This is a genomic window from Streptomyces dryopteridis (assembly GCF_049606955.1).
Taxonomy (GTDB): domain Bacteria; phylum Actinomycetota; class Actinomycetes; order Streptomycetales; family Streptomycetaceae; genus Streptomyces.
In genome coordinates this window covers 5,550,001-5,567,873 of the sequence record NZ_CP187113.1, presented here as the reverse complement: position 1 = coordinate 5,567,873, position 17,873 = coordinate 5,550,001, and the positions used below count along the sequence as shown (strand labels likewise).

At 69.9% G+C, this 17,873-nt stretch carries 14 protein-coding genes, 2 rRNA genes and 1 riboswitch (1 of these 17 running past the window's edge); of the genes, 3 read left to right on the top strand and 13 right to left on the bottom strand.

The window, feature by feature from the left end; translation table 11 throughout:
* The first annotated feature begins 130 nt into the window (after positions 1 to 130).
* The gene (locus ACN20G_RS24065; RefSeq protein ID WP_424214889.1) at positions 131 to 742 is read left to right on the top strand and encodes a hypothetical protein; all 612 of its coding nucleotides are present in this window, start codon (positions 131 to 133) and stop codon (positions 740 to 742) included.
* A gap of 261 nt (positions 743 to 1,003) precedes the next feature.
* On the top strand, positions 1,004 to 1,210 hold the full coding sequence (locus ACN20G_RS24060; RefSeq protein WP_424214888.1) for a DUF5999 family protein: 207 nt from the start codon (positions 1,004 to 1,006) through the stop codon (positions 1,208 to 1,210).
* 103 nt (positions 1,211 to 1,313) lie between these two features.
* Here the strand turns inward: ACN20G_RS24060 and gcvP are convergent, their stop codons facing one another.
* Complete coding sequence (gene gcvP / locus ACN20G_RS24055) at positions 1,314 to 4,199, bottom strand: aminomethyl-transferring glycine dehydrogenase (RefSeq protein ID WP_424214887.1); 2,886 nt, start codon at positions 4,197 to 4,199, stop codon at positions 1,314 to 1,316.
* A 203-nt stretch (positions 4,200 to 4,402) separates the two neighbouring features.
* Positions 4,403 to 4,501, bottom strand: a riboswitch (glycine riboswitch).
* Positions 4,502 to 4,624: 123 nt separating this feature from the next.
* On the opposite strand from gcvP, the gene ACN20G_RS24050 reads away from it, so the two are divergent.
* Positions 4,625 to 5,023 carry a PRC-barrel domain-containing protein gene (locus ACN20G_RS24050; RefSeq protein WP_424214886.1) on the top strand — a complete coding sequence of 133 codons (399 nt, stop codon included), beginning with the start codon at positions 4,625 to 4,627 and terminating at the stop codon, positions 5,021 to 5,023.
* Positions 5,024 to 5,050: 27 nt separating this feature from the next.
* Here ACN20G_RS24050 and ACN20G_RS24045 read toward each other — a convergent pair whose 3' ends face one another.
* The 12 genes from ACN20G_RS24045 to ACN20G_RS23990 all read right to left on the bottom strand — a co-directional run.
* Complete coding sequence (locus ACN20G_RS24045) at positions 5,051 to 6,529, bottom strand: DNA polymerase IV (RefSeq protein WP_424214885.1); 1,479 nt, start codon at positions 6,527 to 6,529, stop codon at positions 5,051 to 5,053.
* 88 nt (positions 6,530 to 6,617) lie between these two features.
* Positions 6,618 to 7,268 (bottom strand): MerR family transcriptional regulator, encoded by a 651-nt coding sequence (locus ACN20G_RS24040; RefSeq protein ID WP_424214884.1) that lies wholly within the window; start codon positions 7,266 to 7,268, stop codon positions 6,618 to 6,620.
* A 314-nt stretch (positions 7,269 to 7,582) separates the two neighbouring features.
* Positions 7,583 to 8,056 (bottom strand): bifunctional nuclease family protein, encoded by a 474-nt coding sequence (locus ACN20G_RS24035; RefSeq protein WP_424214883.1) that lies wholly within the window; start codon positions 8,054 to 8,056, stop codon positions 7,583 to 7,585.
* Between the two features lie 52 nt (positions 8,057 to 8,108).
* Entirely contained in the window at positions 8,109 to 8,876 is a 768-nt protein-coding gene (locus ACN20G_RS24030; protein ID WP_424214882.1) for a MerR family transcriptional regulator, read from the bottom strand.
* Between the two features lie 19 nt (positions 8,877 to 8,895).
* Positions 8,896 to 9,771 carry an FHA domain-containing protein gene (locus tag ACN20G_RS24025; protein WP_424215656.1) on the bottom strand — a complete coding sequence of 292 codons (876 nt, stop codon included), beginning with the start codon at positions 9,769 to 9,771 and terminating at the stop codon, positions 8,896 to 8,898.
* A 148-nt stretch (positions 9,772 to 9,919) separates the two neighbouring features.
* Positions 9,920 to 10,753: a DUF881 domain-containing protein gene (locus tag ACN20G_RS24020; protein WP_424214881.1), complete on the bottom strand. Its 834-nt coding sequence runs from the start codon at positions 10,751 to 10,753 to the stop codon at positions 9,920 to 9,922.
* An 8-nt stretch (positions 10,754 to 10,761) separates the two neighbouring features.
* The gene (locus ACN20G_RS24015; protein ID WP_424214880.1) at positions 10,762 to 11,094 is read right to left on the bottom strand and encodes a small basic family protein; all 333 of its coding nucleotides are present in this window, start codon (positions 11,092 to 11,094) and stop codon (positions 10,762 to 10,764) included.
* On the bottom strand, positions 11,091 to 12,029 hold the full coding sequence (locus ACN20G_RS24010; protein ID WP_424214879.1) for a DUF881 domain-containing protein: 939 nt from the start codon (positions 12,027 to 12,029) through the stop codon (positions 11,091 to 11,093). The genes ACN20G_RS24015 and ACN20G_RS24010 overlap by 4 nt, the downstream gene beginning before the upstream one ends.
* Before the next feature lie 96 nt (positions 12,030 to 12,125).
* Positions 12,126 to 14,621: a sugar phosphate nucleotidyltransferase gene (locus tag ACN20G_RS24005; protein WP_424214878.1), complete on the bottom strand. Its 2,496-nt coding sequence runs from the start codon at positions 14,619 to 14,621 to the stop codon at positions 12,126 to 12,128.
* 28 nt (positions 14,622 to 14,649) lie between these two features.
* Positions 14,650 to 15,246 carry a CDP-alcohol phosphatidyltransferase family protein gene (locus tag ACN20G_RS24000; protein ID WP_424214877.1) on the bottom strand — a complete coding sequence of 199 codons (597 nt, stop codon included), beginning with the start codon at positions 15,244 to 15,246 and terminating at the stop codon, positions 14,650 to 14,652.
* Positions 15,247 to 15,412: 166 nt separating this feature from the next.
* Positions 15,413 to 15,529, bottom strand: a 5S ribosomal RNA gene (rrf, locus tag ACN20G_RS23995).
* A gap of 76 nt (positions 15,530 to 15,605) precedes the next feature.
* Positions 15,606 to 17,873 (bottom strand): 23S ribosomal RNA (locus tag ACN20G_RS23990) (it continues 851 nt past the right edge of the window).

Below are 17,873 nucleotides of genomic sequence, written 5' to 3'. Positions count from 1 at the left end.
CAGAGAGTGGGAGCGCGGCCATCGCCCCTCCCGGCCCCCTCTGACCCCGGAACGCGACAGCGCCGTCCGCACCCCCGCACGCCCCTGCCCCGCTCCACCGGTCTCCCACAGTGAGAGGCGACCCGTCATCATGCCGCTGCACCTCCCCCCGGCCCCCGCCGCCGCCCTTCGCGGCGTCCTCGCCGCCCTCGGTTCGCCCACCGCGGTCCACGAGGCCCACACGCCGTCCCTGCGTGCCCTCCAAGGCCGACTCACCCCCGAACTCCCGCTCCCCGTCCACGTGCTGGACCGCGTCACGGCCGGCGCGGACGGTCGTCCGCCGCGCACCCGTCTGGTGGGGTGGCGGTTCCTGATCCGCGGCGGGGACCGGTACGTGGCCGCCGCCGAGACCCGCCTGACCCCCGACGGCTGGGTCTTCTCGCACTTCTTCGAGGGCCCCTACGTGGCCTCCACCGAACGGGCCCTGCGCCAGGCCGAGTCCCTCGGACGCGACGTGCAGCCCAGACTGCTGTCCGTACCGGAGCTGTACATGCTGACCCTGTGGTTGCACGGGGCGGTGAACGCCAACCCGGCGGCCGGTCTGCCCGCCCCGGCCGATCTGCTGGTGCCGCTGGCCCCGGCGCCGCCCGGGATCGCGGCCCACCGGCCGCACCCGGTCTCGGAGTTGCTGCCGGTGATGACCCATCGACTGGCCCCGCCGGCCCTCGCGCGGGAGGCCCTGGCGCGCGAAGCGGCGGCCTGACCCGTTCGGACCCTCCGGCCGGCCCGTTCGGGCCGGCCGGAACCATCCGAAGGGACCGGTGGGCGGTGTCGAACCGCCCGCGAGGGTGACGCGTCCTGACTCTGTGAGGACAGCCGGCGGGAAATCCCTGCGAACGGCCTGTCTTGGGGGAAGACTGAGCATCCGCTCCCCGCGTCGACGCGGGGGTGACCCTGGGGGACGGCGATGTCAGACGTACCGAGCCGTAGCACACAGTCCACGACGCAGCGAAAGAACGCAGCCATGTGCCAGCACCAGCCAGCCTGCCCGTCAGCCGAGTCCACCGACCGGGAGGCCGCCCGCACCGTGGCCGGTCACCCCGAACAGGGGTGGAGCCTGCTGTGCAACGGCGTCCTGCTCTTCGAGGACACCGGGGGCCTGCTGCCCGACGGGCGGGTGTTCGCCCCGCACCGGCCGCTGATCGCGGCCGGGGTGGCGACCGCCGCCTGAGCGAGCCGCTCGCGCGCCGCCCGAGGACCGAACGCCGAAGGGCGGGCCGGGGACACCGTCCCCGGCCCGCCCTTCGTCACCTCACCCGCGCGCGGGGGCCGGCTCAGCCCTCGTACTCGTCCAGGGGCGGGCAGGAGCAGACCAGGTTGCGGTCGCCGAACGCGCCGTCGATCCGGCGCACCGGCGGCCAGTACTTCTCGGCCGCGTTCACGCCGCCGGGGAAGACCGCCTCGTTCCGCGTGTAGGCGTGCTCCCAGTCGCCACCGAGCGCGGCGGCCGTGTGCGGGGCGTTGGCCAGGGGGTTGTCCCCGGCCGGCCACTCGCCCGAGCCGACCTTCTCGATCTCGGCGCGGATCGCGATCATCGCGTCGCAGAACCGGTCGATCTCCGTCAGGTCCTCGGACTCGGTGGGCTCGATCATCAGCGTGCCGGCCACCGGGAAGGACATGGTCGGGGCGTGGAAGCCGTAGTCGATCAGGCGCTTGGCGATGTCGTCCACGCTGACGCCGGTGGCCTTGGTGAGCGGGCGCAGGTCCACGATGCACTCGTGGGCCACGAGCCCGGCCGGGCCGGTGTAGAGCACCGGGTAGTGCGGCTCCAGGCGCTTGGCGATGTAGTTCGCGCCGAGCACCGCGACCTGGGTGGCGCGCTTGAGGCCCTCGCCGCCCATCAGCCGGACGTAGGACCAGGAGATCGGCAGGATGCCGGCGGAGCCCCAGGGGGCGGCCGAGATCGGGCCGACGCCTGTCTCGGGGCCGGCGGTGGGCTGGAGCGGGTGGTTGGGCAGGAAGGGCGCGAGGTGGGCGCGGACGCCGACCGGGCCGACGCCGGGGCCGCCGCCGCCGTGCGGGATGCAGAAGGTCTTGTGCAGGTTCAGGTGCGAGACGTCGCCGCCGAAGTGGCCGGGCTTGGCGAGGCCGACCAGGGCGTTGAGGTTGGCGCCGTCCACGTAGACCTGGCCGCCGGCCTCGTGCACCCGGGCGCAGATGTCGGCGACGTGCTCCTCGAAGACCCCGTGCGTGGAGGGGTAGGTGATCATGAGCACGGCGAGTTCCTCGCGGTGCAGCTCGATCTTGGCGGTGAGGTCGGCGACGTCCACCTCGCCGTCCTCGGCGGTCTTGACCACGACCACCTTCATGCCGGCCATGACGGCGCTGGCCGCGTTGGTGCCGTGCGCGGAGGAGGGGATGAGGCAGACGGTGCGCTGCTCGTCGCCGTTGGCGCGGTGGTAGGCGCGGACGGCGAGGAGGCCCGCGAGCTCGCCCTGCGAACCGGCGTTCGGCTGGATCGAGACCTTGTCGTAGCCGGTGACCTCGCAGAGACGTTCCTCCAGCTCCGTGATGAGCGTGGCGTAGCCCTGGGCCTGCTCGATCGGGGCGAAGGGGTGCATGCGGCCGAACTCGGGCCAGGTCACCGACTCCATCTCGGTGGTGGCGTTGAGCTTCATGGTGCAGGAGCCGAGCGGGATCATGCCCCGGTCCAGCGCGTAGTCCTTGTCGGACAGTCGGCGCAGGTAGCGCAGCATGGCCGTCTCGGAGCGGTGCTGGTGGAAGACCGGGTGGGTGAGGTACTGGTCGGCGCGCAGCAGGGCCTCGGGCAGCGCCTCGGGGGTGCTCTCGTCGAGGGCGGCCACGTCGGCGGTGACGCCGAAGGCGCCCCACACGGCGGTCAGGGCGGCGCGGGTGGTGGTCTCGTCGCAGGAGATCGAGACGCGGTCGGCGTCCACGCGGTGCAGGTTCACGCCGGCCTCGCGGGCGGCGGTGACCACGGCGTCGGCGCGGCCGGGGACGACGGCGGTGACGGTGTCGAAGAACGCCTCGTGCGCGAGCTCGACCCCGCCGGCGCGCAGGCCGGCCGCGAGGAGGGTCGCGTACCGGTGGGTGCGCCGCGCAATCTCCTTGAGGCCGTCCGGGCCGTGGTAGACGGCGTACATGCCGGCCATCACCGCGAGGAGGACCTGCGCGGTGCAGATGTTGCTGGTGGCCTTCTCGCGGCGGATGTGCTGCTCGCGGGTCTGGAGGGCCAGGCGGTATGCCTTGTTGCCGTCCGCGTCCACCGAGACGCCGACGAGCCGGCCGGGCAGCGAACGGGCGTGCTTGGCCTGGACGGCCATGTAGCCGGCGTGCGGGCCGCCGAAGCCCATGGGGACGCCGAAGCGCTGGGTGGTGCCGACCGCGATGTCCGCGCCGAGGGAACCGGGCGAGGTGAGCAGGGTCAGGGCGAGGAGGTCGGCGGCGACGGCCACGATCGCGCCGAGCTCGTGCGCGCGGTCGATCAGCGGCTTGATGTCGCGGACCGCGCCGGAGGCGCCGGGGTACTGGATCAGCGCGCCGAAGATCCCGCGCTCGGCGATCTCCTCGGGGATGCCGGCCGACAGGTCGGCGACGACGACCTCGATGCCGGTGGGCTCGGCGCGGGTCTCGATCACGGCGATGGTCTGGGGCAGGGCGTCGGCGTCCACGAGGAAGACCCCGCCCTTGACCTTGCCGACGCGGCGGGCCAGCGTCATGGCCTCGGCGGCGGCGGTGCCCTCGTCGAGGAGGGAGGCCCCGGAGGTGGGCAGGCCGGTGAGGTCGGCCACGACCGTCTGGAAGTTCAGCAGGGCCTCCAGGCGGCCCTGGGAGATCTCCGGCTGGTACGGGGTGTAGGCCGTGTACCAGGACGGGTTCTCCATCACGTTCCGCAGGATCACCGGCGGGGTGAAGGTGTCGTGGTAGCCGAGGCCGATCATCGACGTCAGCACCTGGTTGCGGTCGGCGAGCGAGCGCAGTTCGGCCAGCACCTCGGCCTCGGTGCGGGCACCGGGGAGGTTCAGCGCCTCGGCGCTCTTGATCACGTCCGGGACCGCGGCAGCGGTCAGTTCGTCCAGGGAGCCGTAGCCCACCTGGGCGAGCATCTTCGCCTGCGCCTCGGCATCCGGGCCGATGTGGCGCTGCTCGAAGGGGATGCCTCGCTCAAGCTGGGTGAGCGAAATGCGGTTGGCGGTCATGTACGGAGGCCTCCTGGGTCTGTACGACCTGCGAGGGGCACCACGGCGCGGGCACCCGAACGGCCTCCCCCTCTGTCATCTCGACCTGAGAGCTTCACCGGTGCGCTCGGGGGTCGCCCGGGACGCGCCGGCTTTCACCGTCGGTGAGGAAAGGGAACCGGCCACCGGCGCGGTCGACCCCCGACCCTGCTTTCCAGAGTGGCCTCGTCCGTGCGGTACGTCTGCCTGAGAGATTCCGGGGAGGAGTTGCTCCTTCGGCGCCTCCGTCAGGTTCGAACGGAGGACTCTCCCGCACAGGGTCGACAGCCGTGACCCAGCCTACCAGCGGGGTTCGGGGCCCCACTCGGGAGTCGGTCGAGTGGCCCACCCCCCGGAAATGCCGTTTTGTGGTCACAACGGAGGAGTTGCGACCCGTTGGAGGGACCGTGCAGACCGACATCGATCCGCGCAGCCTGATCGGCCGCAAGGCGTTCGACCGCAACGGGGCCAAGATCGGCACCGTGGACGAGGTGTACCTCGACGACGCGACCGGGGTGCCCGAATGGGCCGCCGTCCGCACCGGCATCTTCAGCCGGGACGCGTTCGTCCCGTTGGAGCCGAGCGAACTGGTGGGCGACACGCTGTACGTGCCCTTCGAACGCTCCCTGATCCGGGACGCGCCCGATTTCGGGGTGGGCCGGCACCTCTCGCCCGAGCAGGAGCTGCAGCTCTACCACCACTACGGGCTCGACGTGACCCTGCCGGGCGGCGCCCCGCCGCCCGTCGGACCGGGCCGGGACCGGGACTTCGGGCGGATGCCCGAGGAGGACCCCAGGAACGGCTGAGGGGCGGCGGCTCACCCGCCCCGCCCCTCAGGCCCCGACCGCCCCCGGGGCCCCCTCGGCCCCGTCCGGCGCAACGTCCCCGGACTTCTCCCCGCTCTCCGTCGGCGGCGCCCACGGGACCGCCGGCCCCCGGGCGTCGGGCAGCGGCAGCGGCTCCCCCGCCGACAGCTCCGGATCGCTCGTGCGGAAGGTCCGCGAGCGGCCCGGCACCGGACCGGGCCGCTCGAAGCGCACGGTGATCCACCCGTGCCCGCTGCCCTGCACCCACCCCGGCCCGTACACCGCGTGCCGCACGTCGGACCCGGGGGCCCCGGGCAGCTCTCGCGGCCCGTCCGGCGCCTCGCCCTCCGCGCCCTCGGCCCCCGTCCCGGCCCCCTCGGCCGGTTCCGGCTCGGCGGCCGCCGCCTCCGCCGCGGCCTCCTCCTCCCGCTCCCCGAGGGCCTGCGCGAAGAGGTCCTCCTGGGTGTAGTCGGCCAGGCCCGAGACGCCCACCCCCAGCAGCCGCACCCCGCCCGTGGTGTCCACGCCCTCCAGCAGCCGCGCCGCCGCCTCCCGCACCACCACGGGGTCGTCGGTGGGCCCGCGCAGGGTCTCGGAGCGGGTCAGGGTGGAGAAGTCGTAGCGCCGCACCTTCAGCACGATGGTCCGCCCCGAGTGCCCCGAGGCCCGCAGCCGCCGCACGCACCGGTCGGCCAGCCGCGCGACCTCCGCCCGGATCCGCAGCCGATCGTGCAGGTCCACGTCGAAGGTGTCCTCCACGGACACCGATTTCGCGTCCCGTTCGGCGACCACCGGCCGGTCGTCCAGGCCCAGCGCCATCCGGTACAGGGCCGGCCCGTGGGCCCGCCCCACCATCCGCGTCAGTTCGTCCTCCCCGGCCTCCACCAGATGGCCCACCAGGGTGATCCCGGCCCGCCGCAGGTGTTCGCCGGTGGCCGGCCCGACCCCGGGCAGGGTCCGCACCGACATCGGCGCCAGCAGTTCCCGCTCCGTCCCGGGCGCGATCAGCAGCAGCCCGTCCGGCTTGGCCTCCTCCGACGCCACCTTCGCCAGCATCTTGGACCCGGCCAGCCCCACCGAGCCGCTGAGCGTGGTCGCGGCCAGGATCGCGGCCCGCAGTTCCTCCCCCACCCGCCGCGCCGAGGGCTCGTCGAAGGCCACCCCGCCGGCCTCCAGGTCCACGAACGCCTCGTCCAGGCTCAGCGGCTCCACCAACGGGGACAGCTCGCGCAGCAGCCCCATCACACGGTCGCTCACCGCCCGGTAGAGCTCGAACCGGGGCACGAGGTAGGCGCCGTTCGGACAGCGACGGCGGGCCTGGGCGGTCGGCATCGCCGAGTGCACCCCGAAGACCCGGGCCTCGTAGGAGGCGGTGGCCACCACCCCGCGCGGTCCGAGCCCGCCGACGATCACCGGCTTCCCGCGCAGGCTGGGCTTCGCCGCCTGCTCCACCGAGGCGTAGAAGGCGTCCATGTCGAGGTGCAGGATGGTCGGCGCGGATCTCACCCCCCGATGCTGCCCGATGCCACCGACAATCGGGCGCACTCACGTGCGAGCACACGTGACACCGCTCGCGCGTTCGGGTTCCCCGGACTCAGCCGGCCCGGTTGCGGCGGGCCGCGAGCTCGTCGGCCGGATTCGGCCGGATCAGGGTCTCCCCGGTGTCCACGCGCTCCCCGTGCAGCTGCGCGAGGGCCGCCTCCACGTCCCGCCAGACCACGCCCACCGCGATCCCGAAGACCCCCTGGCCGCCCTGGAGGAGCTCCACCACCTGATCGGGGGAGGTGCACTCGTGGACGGTGGCCCCGTCGCTCATCAGCGTGACCCGCTCCAGGTCGGCGAAGCCCCGGGCCTGGAGGTGGCGCACGGCGGTACGGATGTTCTGCAGCCCGACGCCGGTGTCCAGGAAGCGCTTGACGATCTTCAGCACGACCACGTCGCGGAAGCCGTAGAGCCGCTGGGTGCCGGAGCCGTGCGCGGGCCGGATGCTCGGCTCGACCAGACCCGTGCGGGCCCAGTAGTCCAGCTGTCTGTAGGTGATGCCGGCGGCGGCGCACGCCGTCGGGCCCCGGTAGCCGATCAGTTCGGCGGGCTCCTCGCCGCCCTCTCCGCCGTCCGCCGCGTCGGCGGCGTCCTCGTCCGGCCCGCGGCGCGCCGGGTCGGAGCCGGAGCCGTGCCGCGGGAACGGCCCGCCCCCGCCGCGCACGGGGGTGCCCCCGGTCGTACCGTCGCCCGTGATCCTCACGCCCGACCCTCCGTCCTTGACCTGCCACATCGACGGTAGGCAGTCACCAGGGGTGCGTCAACGATCGCCACACTCGCCGTGCCGAGTGACAATCACCCTGAGAGTGGTTTCCCGTGCCTCATTTCGGGGAAAGGCTACTCGAATGGGCCGTGAATTCCGGGTCCGCGACGCGTCCCCGGACGGGGTGTCCCGACGAGTTCCCCACCCGCCGTCACGCTGCGAACACGGAACGGGCCCACCGGGCCGGATCCCCTCACCGAGGGTGACCGGCTCTCCGATGGGCCCCACGCGGCGCCGGCAGGACCGACCGTTGGTCACTGGTTTCCGGTACCGAAGTCCTCGGGCGAGATCTGGTCGAGGAACTCGCGGAATTTCTCCACCTCGTCCTCCTGCTCGTCCGGGATCGCGATGCCCGCGTCGTCGAGCACCCCCTCGCTGCCGAAGATCGGCGTCCCCGTGCGCAGCGCCAGCGCTATGGCGTCGGAGGGCCTCGCGCTCACCTCCGCGCCACTGGCGAAGACCAGCTCCGCGTAGAACACGCCCTCCCGCAGATCCGTGATCCTGACCTCGGTCAGCTCCTCGCCGAGCGCCTCCAGCACGTCCTTGAACAGGTCGTGCGTCAGCGGCCTGGCCGGTGCCATGCCCTGCTGGGCGAAGGCGATCGCGGTCGCCTCGCCCGGTCCGATCCAGATGGGGAGGTACCGATCGCCTCCCACTTCACGCAGGAGCACGATCGGCTGGTTCGAGGGCATTTCGACCCGGACACCCACAACGTCGAGCTCGTTCACACAGCAACCCTAGGCCGTGCACGGAGGGTTTGGGTAGTCGGATTGCCGCTGCTCAGTGCAGCCGCACCCCGAGAGCGGTCCGGACCAGGGCCTCGTGCAGCCGCACGGACAGCCCCGCGAGCTCCTTGGTGTGCGCCTCGGCGTGCGCGCGGGTCTGGGGGTTGCGGTGCCGCCGCAACGGTGCCACGAGCTGCTCCACGAGCCCCGCCTCGCGTTCCGCGGCCGCCTTCATGGCCCGCAGGTGCCGGGGTTCCAGGCCGTGCCGGCCGAGATCGGCCAACAGCCGGGCCACGACCACGGTGTCGGCGTCGAACCCGCCGACGGCGTCCTCGGCGACCAGCCCGTAGGACTCCCACTCCGCGAGCCGTTCCTCGTCCACCTCGGCGGCCGCGAGCAGTTCGGCCCGCCCGATCCGGGCCACGGTGGGGTTCTCCACGACGCCGAGCACGACGCCCGCGCCCCGCTCGGGCCCGCCGGGGGCCTCCGCGTCGCCGGGGGCGGCCGGGGCGGGCACCCGGGGCCGTTCGCCCCGGTCGATCGCGTCGAGCTGCTCCCGGATCACCTTGAGCGGGAGGTAGTGGTCCCGCTGGAGGCGCAGGATCCGGGCCAGTCGCTCGATGTCCTCGGCGCTGAACTTGCGGTACCCCGAAGGGGTCCGGCTGGGCTCCACGAGCCCTTCCGCCTCCAGGAAGCGGATCTTCGAGATGGTGACCTCGGGGAACTCGTCGCGGAGCCTGGTGAGCACCGTGCCGATGCTCACCAGACGGCCGGCCGAGCCGGCGGTGCCGTTGCCGGCACCGCCTGTCGGTGTACGCAGCATGGATCGGACCCCTTCCGGGTCAGATGCTCCGCAGGCTCGCGTAGAAGACGAGCCGGTACTTGCCGATCTGCACCTCGTCGCCGTTGTGGAGGCCGACCGTCTCGATGGGCTCGCGGTTGACGTACGTGCCGTTGAGGCTGCCGACGTCGGCCACGGTGAACCCGCCGCCGGCGACCCTGCGGAACTCGACGTGCCGCCGGGAGACGGTGACGTCGTCCAGGAAGATGTCGCTCTGCGGGTGTCGACCGGCGGTCGTGAGGTCGCCGTCCAAAAGGAAGCGGCTGCCGGAGTTGGAGCCGCGCCGCACGATCAGCAGGGCGGAGCCGGGCGGCAGCGCGTTCACCGCGGCCTCGGCCTCGGGGGAGAGCGAGGGGGACAGGTGCTGACCCGTCGCCTCGGCCTCGTATGCCTCGAGACCCGAGATCGAGATGGTGGACGTGGTCTCCGAAGCGCGCTCCGGAGTCAGACCCGGCCGCAGCGGAGCACCGCAGTTGGAGCAGAACCGGCTCACCGCGTCACTGCGGTGACCACACCTGCTGCAGACCTGCACGGCCGACATGGACGGCTCCTCGTGCCGCGGTGCTCCCGCGGAGGCATGGGTGGCGTACGGGTCGGGCGTGAACCCTCCACCCGCACTTGAGGTTGATGGTTCACCGAAACCTATGCGTCCGGAACCGGCGGGGTCAACCGTCGACGCGGCGTGTCCTCCGGGATGCCCTCCGGTGCCCGCCACCTCGTCCCGGAACAGGGGACGCTCGCCCTGGTCCTCGGCGGAACCGTGGCCGGCGCGATGCCGAGCCGTTCCGCTTTCCTCACGCTTCTTCTTGCCGAACAACTTCTCAAACAACTTCACGGGCGATTCCCCTTGACCGAAACAGACCCGCCCGTGGGGCAGGACGAACCTTCGTCACACACACCTGCCGACCCGGACATTCTGACAACGTCCGCGACCACCGGACAGTTTCCACCACGCACCGCCTCTTCGGTGCGTCGACCCCCCGCGGGCACGATCCCGCGCGGGCCACTCCCTCGACCGTCCCGCCTCACGGCGATGACGACCGAGAGTAGTCAGGCTGCTCCGCAGGCCGCAAGGCGTCCACGACGATCTTCGCAGAGCGGACGACGGTGGACGTGGCCTGCTCCTTCTCCAGGGTCTGCACGACGCCCCCGGGGATGTTCAGAGCGGGCTCCAGGTCCTGCGGCCTGCCGATGACCCGGAACACGAACGGCCGGGCGATCGCGGTTCCGTCCACCGTCACCTCTCCGCCCGAACCGGCGAAATAGGACCCGGCCACCAGCCGCACGTCGTTCAGTTGGATGGCCTCCGCGCCGGCCGCGCGGAGTTCCTGGACGGCGTCCAACAGCATGTCGGCCTCGACCTTCTTCGCCGGGTCCGAGATCCGCAGCGTGATCCCGGGCCCCTCGGCCGCCACCGTACCGGCCAGGATGCCCAGTTGGCGCTCCTTCTCGACGTTCTGGCGGCGCGCCTCGGCGGCCTGGTTGGAGCTGGTCTCCAACTCCTTGCGCTGGGCCTCCAGTCCCTGCTTCTCCTCCTCCAGCCGCTTGGTGCGGCCGTCGAGCTCGTCGAGGATCCGCACGAGGTCCTCCTGCCGCGCGCCGCGCAGCGGATCGGACTCGTTGGTGGAGCGCACCTGGATGGCCAGGCCCAGCCCGAGGGTGAACAGCAACAGGGCCACGATCACCTGGGAACGGCTGATCCGCGGCGGCCACAGGGCGCCGGCCAGCCGCCGTCGGCCGTCCGGCGCCGGCGGTTCGCCGGGCGGCGGTTCCGGTTCGGGGCCGGCGGGCACGGAACCGGAGGCCCAGGCCGACCGGGGGTCGACGGGCTCGGGTCCGGGGACGCGTGGTTCGTTCATCGGCGGCCTCAGGCCCGGAAGACGTGACGGCGGATGGCGGCGGCGTTGGAGAAGATCCGGATGCCGAGCACCACGACCACACCGGTGGACAGCTGGGAGCCGACGCCGAGCTGGTCGCCGAGGAACACGATCAGGGCGGCCACGACCACGTTCGACAGGAACGAGACCACGAAGACCTTGTCGACGAAGATGCCGTCCAGCATGGCCCGCAGGCCGCCGAAGACGGCGTCGAGGGCGGCGACCACGGCGATCGACAGGTACGGCTGCACGAGCGCCGGCACCTCCGGCCGCACGAACAGGCCGACCACCACCCCGGCCACCAGGCCCAGAACCGCGATCACGATGCACCCTTCCCCACTGGAGCCGCCGGGGCGGCCGTTGCCGAACGGACGGTCAGGCCGGACGCGGCCGGCAACGTGACCTCGTCCCGCGCGGTGATCTTGTACTGGATCCCGTAACTCTCCTTCAGGACGTGCAGGTACTGTCCGTCGGGACTGTCGGGGAAGTCCGTGCCGAGCTTCTTCGGGTCCCCGATCACCAGCACCTCGTAGGGCGGGACCAGGGGACGGTTGTCGACGAGTATCGCGTCGCCGGCGGCCCGGATCGCGGAGAGCGCGGTCAGCCGCTGGCCGTTGATGGCGACGGCCTCGGCGCCCGCGCCCCACAGCCCGTTCACGATGCGCTGCATGTCGCGGTCGCGCAGCCGGCCGGAGTCGGAGAACCCGGTGTTCTCGCGCGGCCCGCCGGTGCCGGAGCCCGCGCCCTTGGCGTCGTCCACCGTCAGCTCGATCCCGGGCCCGGTCACGGGGGTCGCGCCCGCCAGCAGGGCCGTCAGGGCACCCTGGTCGCCGCCGTGCGCCTTCAACGCCTCGGACCTGCGCCGGTCCACATCGGCGCGGAGTTCGTCGATCTCGCGGTCGAGGGTGTCGGCGTGGTCGTCGGCCCCGCGAACCCGGTCGATGAGCTCCTCGCGTTCCTTGGCGAGGGTGGGGGCCGCGGTGCGGGCGTGTTCCACGCCGAGGGTGACCACGAGGGCGACGAGCAGCGCGCCGGCGCCCAGGGCCAGCCCGCGCAGGCCCGTCCGGCCCTTGGACGCGGGGCCCTCGGCGGCGCGTCGGGCGTGCGCCTCGGCGTAGCCCGCGTCGAGGCTGTCCCGCATCGCGTCGGTGAGCAGGGACATCGAGGCGTCGAGGCGCCCGCGCGCCGAACGGGGCCCGCCCGTGGTCCCGGACGGAGCCGGGTCCCGGTGCTCGGACGGCTGCGACATGCCGCACATCGTCGCACGTCGCGGGGGCTCGCACCCAATGCGCCGGATGTGGGGGCGGGCGGCGCGTCGGGCCCGGGCCGGGGCACCCGGCGCGCCGCCGGTGGTTCAGCGGCCGGCGCCGTCCACCACGGTCGACCACTCGTCGAGGAGGGCCTCGGCGGAGGTGCTGTCGGGGCCTTCGGCCCACAGGTGGGTGACGGCCTCGGCCGGGTCGGGCAGGACCAGCACCCAGCGCCCGTCGGCCTCCACGATCCGCACGCCGTCGGTGGTGTCGACGGTCCGGGTCCCGGCGGCCTCGACGACGCGACGCATGACGAGGCCCTTGACGGCCCACGGGGTGGGCACGTCGCGCTTGTGCACGTGGGCGCGCGGGATGCGGTCGTCGATCTGGCTGAGGGTGAGCTGGGTGCGGGCCACGAGCCCGATGAGCCGGACGAAGGCGGCGGAGCCGTCGAAGACGGATCCGAACTCGGGGACGATGAACCCGCCGCGCCCGTCGCCGCCGAAGATGGTGTTCTCCTGCCGGCCGACCCGGGTGAGGTCGTCGGGCGAGGTGGTCGTCCACTCGACCTGGGTGCCGTGGTAGGCGGCGACCTGTTCGGCGACCCGCGTGGTGGTGACGGGCAGGGCGACCCGGCCGCTGCGGCGTTCGGCGGCCACGAGGTCGAGGAGGACGAGCAGGGAACGGTCGTCCTCGATGATCCGGCCCCGTTCGTCGACGAGCGAGATCCGCTCGCCGACGGGGTCGAAGCGGACGCCGAACGCGGCCCGGGCGGAGGCCACGATCTCGCCGAGCCGGACCAGGCCCCGGCGGCGGGACTCGACGCTCTCGGTGGGCCGGGACTCGTCGAGCCCGGGGTTGATGGTGAGGGCGTCGACGCCGAGCCGCCCGAGCAGGCTGGGCAGAACGAGCCCGGCGCTGCCGTTGGAGGCGTCCACGACCACCTTCAGGCCGGCGTCGGCGATGCCGGTTGTGTCGACGCGCCGCAGCAGGGACCCGGTGTAGGAGTCGAAGACGCTGGAGGGGAACTGCAGGTCGCCGATCTCGCCGGGGAAGGCGCGCCGGTACTCCTGGCGGGCGTACACCCGGTCGAGTTTGCGTTGCTGTGCCTGGGAGAGGTCGGCGCCGCGTTCGTCGAGGAACATGATGTCGACGGAGTCGGGGACCCCGGGCGAGGTCCGCAGCATGATCCCGCCGGCGCTGCCGCGGGCGGTCTGCTGGCGGGCCACGGGCAGCGGCACGTTCTCCAGGTCGCGCACGTCGATGGCGCTGGCCTGGAGCGCGGAGATCACGGCGCGTTTGAGGGCGCGCGCGCCTCGGGAGTGGTCGCGCGCCGTGGTGACGATGGCGCCCTTCTTGAGGGTGGTGGCGTACGCCCCGGCGAGTTTGACGACGAGCTCGGGGGTGATCTCGACGTTGAGGATGCCGGAGACCCCGCGCGCCCCGAAGAGGTGGGCCTGGCCGCGGGACTCCCAGATGACGGAGGTGTTGACGAAGGCGCCGGCCTCGATCGTCTTGAAGGGGTACACGCGGACGTTGCCCTGGACGATGGACTCCTCCCCCACCAGGCACTCGTCGCCGATGACGGCGCCGTCCTCGATCCGGGCGGCCCGCATGATGTCGGTGTTCTTGCCGATCACGCAGCCGCGCAGGTTGGTGTGGGGGCCGAGGTACACGTTGTCGTGGATCACGGCCTTGTGCAGGAAAGCGCCGCTCTTGACGACGACGTTGGACCCGACCACGGTGTGCTCGCGGATCTCGACCCCGGCCTCGACCTTGGCGTAGTCGCCGATGTACAGCGGGCCGCGCAGCACGGCGTCGGGGCTGACCTCGGCGCCTTCGGCGACCCAGACTCCGGGGGAGATCTCGAAGCCGTCCATGTCGACCTGGACCTTGCCCTCGAGGACGTCGGCCTGGGCCTTGACGTAGCTCTCGTGGGTGCCGACGTCCTCCCAGTAGCCCTCGGCGACGTAGCCGTAGATCGGCCGGCCTTCCTTCATGAGCTGCGGGAACACGTCACCGGACCAGTCCACGGAGGTGTCGGCCGCGACGTAGTCGAAGACCTCGGGCTCCATCACGTAGATGCCGGTGTTGACGGTGTCGGAGAACACCTGGCCCCAGGTCGGCTTCTCCAGGAAGCGCTCGACCTTGCCCTCTTCGTCCACGATCGTGATGCCGAACTCCAACGGGTTCGGGACCCGGGTCAGGCACACCGTGACGAGGGCGCCCTTCTCCTTGTGGAAGGCGATCAGGTCGGTGAGGTCGAAATCGGTGAGGGCGTCCCCCGAGATGACCAGGAAGGAGTCGTCCTTGAGGGCCTCTTCGGCGTTCTTCACACTGCCGGCGGTCCCGAGTGGCTTCTCCTCGTTGGCATAGGTGAGTTCCATGCCGAGGTCTTCGCCGTCGCCGAAGTAGTTCCGTACGAGTGACGCGAGGAACTGCACGGTGACCACGGTCTCGGTGAGACCGTGCCGCTTCAGCAGCCGCAGCACGTGCTCCATGATCGGCCTGTTGGCCACCGGCAGGAGCGGCTTGGGCATGCTTGAGGTCATGGGGCGAAGACGTGTGCCTTCGCCACCGGCCATCACGACGGCCTTCATATCGGGAGAATCCCCCTTCGCGCATCAGCTAATGGGTGGTGGCCTCCCTGTCCGCGCGGACGAGCCGGCGGACCTGGACCACATACAGGATCCCTGCCCACCAATAGAGGGTTGTACCCCATCCAGCGAACGCCCATCCGAATACCGACGCAACCCAGGCGAGCCATCCGCTGCCGTCGCTGAGCAGGAGGAGCGGGAACGCGTACATGAGGTTGAAGGTCGCGGCCTTGCCGAGGAAGTTGACCTGCGGCGGCGGATAGCCGTGACGGCGGAGGATCCACACCATCACCAGGAGCATCAGCTCGCGGACCAGGAGGGCCGCGGTGAGCCACAGCGGGAGAATCTCGCGCCAGGTCAGACCGAAGAGGGTGGACAGAACGTAGAGCCGGTCGGCGGCCGGGTCGAGCAGCCGGCCGAGGCTGCTGATCTGATTCCACTTCCGGGCGAGTTTGCCGTCGAGGTAGTCACTGATCCCGCTGAACATCAGCACCAGGAGGGCCCAGCCGTCGTGTTCGGCGAGAATGAGCCACAGGAACACGGGGACGCCGACGAGGCGAGCCATGCTCAGAATGTTCGGGATCGTGAAAATTCGGTCGGTCTGGACCCGAGTCTCCTGGACCTCCACCCGGGGGCCTCCACTGCGATTGAACGTGCGAACGATGAACCACGACGACCCTACAGGAGAACCCCGCGGCCCCCGGGAACCCGAACCGTCGCCCCGTGCGCCCGAAACGGGCCCGGAACGCGGAAAAGCCCCGCACCATAAGGTGCGGGGCTCCCCCACAATAATTGTTCGGCGGCGTCCTACTCTCCCACAGGGTCCCCCCTGCAGTACCATCGGCGCTGAAAGGCTTAGCTTCCGGGTTCGGAATGTAACCGGGCGTTTCCCTAACGCTATGACCACCGAAACACTATGAAATTCTGAACTCAACCGGCAAACGGGAGTTCGTTATTTCAGAACTAACACAGTGGACGCGAGCAACTGAGGACAAGCCCTCGGCCTATTAGTACCAGTCAGCTTCACCCGTTACCGGGCTTCCACATCTGGCCTATCAACCCAGTCGTCTACTGGGAGCCTTACCCTCTCAAGGAGGTGGGAATACTCATCTCGAAGCAGGCTTCCCGCTTAGATGCTTTCAGCGGTTATCCCTCCCGAACGTAGCCAACCAGCCATGCCCTTGGCAGGACAACTGGCACACCAGAGGTTCGTCCGTCCCGGTCCTCTCGTACTAGGGACAGCCCTTCTCAATATTCCTACGCGCACAGCGGATAGGGACCGAACTGTCTCACGACGTTCTAAACCCAGCTCGCGTACCGCTTTAATGGGCGAACAGCCCAACCCTTGGGACCGACTCCAGCCCCAGGATGCGACGAGCCGACATCGAGGTGCCAAACCATCCCGTCGATATGGACTCTTGGGGAAGATCAGCCTGTTATCCCCGGGGTACCTTTTATCCGTTGAGCGACGGCGCTTCCACAAGCCACCGCCGGATCACTAGTCCCGACTTTCGTCCCTGCTCGACCCGTCGGTCTCACAGTCAAGCTCCCTTGTGCACTTACACTCAACACCTGATTGCCAACCAGGCTGAGGGAACCTTTGGGCGCCTCCGTTACTCTTTGGGAGGCAACCGCCCCAGTTAAACTACCCATCAGACACTGTCCCTGATCCGGATCACGGACCGAGGTTAGACATCCAGCACGACCAGAGTGGTATTTCAACGACGACTCCACAACCACTGGCGTGGCCGCTTCACAGTCTCCCACCTATCCTACACAAGCCGAACCGAACACCAATATCAAACTGTAGTAAAGGTCCCGGGGTCTTTCCGTCCTGCTGCGCGAAACGAGCATCTTTACTCGTAGTGCAATTTCACCGGGCCTATGGTTGAGACAGTCGAGAAGTCGTTACGCCATTCGTGCAGGTCGGAACTTACCCGACAAGGAATTTCGCTACCTTAGGATGGTTATAGTTACCACCGCCGTTTACTGGCGCTTAAGTTCTCAGCTTCGCAACCCCGAAAGGTCACTAACCGGTCCCCTTAACGTTCCAGCACCGGGCAGGCGTCAGTCCGTATACATCGCCTTACGGCTTCGCACGGACCTGTGTTTTTAGTAAACAGTCGCTTCTCGCTGGTCTCTGCGGCCACCCCCAGCTCAGAGTGCAAGACTCATCACCAGACGTGGCCCCCCTTCTCCCGAAGTTACGGGGGCATTTTGCCGAGTTCCTTAACCATAGTTCACCCGAACGCCTCGGTATTCTCTACCTGACCACCTGAGTCGGTTTAGGGTACGGGCCGCCATGAAACTCGCTAGAGGCTTTTCTCGACAGCATAGGATCATCCACTTCACCACAATCGGCTCGGCATCAGGTCTCAGCCTTAACGTGTGACGGATTTGCCTACCACACGGCCTACACCCTTACCCCGGGACTACCACCGCCCGGGCTGGACTACCTTCCTGCGTCACCCCATCGCTTACCTACTACCACCTTGGATCAACGGCTCCACCACTCCCCTTTGCCCGAAGGCTCCAGGACGGCTTCACGGTCTTAGCATCAGAGGATTCGATATTGGGCGTTTCAAAGCGGGTACCGGAATATCAACCGGTTGTCCATCGACTACGCCTGTCGGCCTCGCCTTAGGTCCCGACTTACCCTGGGCAGATCAGCTTGACCCAGGAACCCTTAGTCAATCGGCGCAAGAGTTTCTCACTCTTGTATCGCTACTCATGCCTGCATTCTCACTCGTGAACCGTCCACAACTACCTTCCGGTGCTGCTTCACCCGGCACACGACGCTCCCCTACCCATCACAGCAGGCGTTGGCCCTATTGCTGCAATGACACGACTTCGGCGGTACGCTTGAGCCCCGCTACATTGTCGGCGCGGAATCACTTGACCAGTGAGCTATTACGCACTCTTTCAAGGGTGGCTGCTTCTAAGCCAACCTCCTGGTTGTCTCTGCGACTCCACATCCTTTCCCACTTAGCGTACGCTTAGGGGCCTTAGTCGATGCTCTGGGCTGTTTCCCTCTCGACCATGGAGCTTATCCCCCACAGTCTCACTGCCGTGCTCTCACTTACCGGCATTCGGAGTTTGGCTAAGGTCAGTAACCCGGTAGGGCCCATCGCCTATCCAGTGCTCTACCTCCGGCAAGAAACACACGACGCTGCACCTAAATGCATTTCGGGGAGAACCAGCTATCACGGAGTTTGATTGGCCTTTCACCCCTAACCACAGGTCATCCCCCAGGTT

Coding starts and splice junctions, on each gene's coding strand:
- ACN20G_RS24005 (WP_424214878.1), bottom strand. CDS start 14,621: ATGAAGGCCGTCGTGATGGCCGGTGGCGAAGGCACACGTCTTCGCCCC.
- ACN20G_RS24030 (WP_424214882.1), bottom strand. CDS start 8,876: ATGCTGCGTACACCGACAGGCGGTGCCGGCAACGGCACCGCCGGCTCG.
- gcvP (WP_424214887.1), bottom strand. CDS start 4,199: ATGACCGCCAACCGCATTTCGCTCACCCAGCTTGAGCGAGGCATCCCC.
- ACN20G_RS24065 (WP_424214889.1), top strand. CDS start 131: ATGCCGCTGCACCTCCCCCCGGCCCCCGCCGCCGCCCTTCGCGGCGTC.
- ACN20G_RS24060 (WP_424214888.1), top strand. CDS start 1,004: ATGTGCCAGCACCAGCCAGCCTGCCCGTCAGCCGAGTCCACCGACCGG.
- ACN20G_RS24010 (WP_424214879.1), bottom strand. CDS start 12,029: ATGTGCGGCATGTCGCAGCCGTCCGAGCACCGGGACCCGGCTCCGTCC.
- ACN20G_RS24020 (WP_424214881.1), bottom strand. CDS start 10,753: ATGAACGAACCACGCGTCCCCGGACCCGAGCCCGTCGACCCCCGGTCG.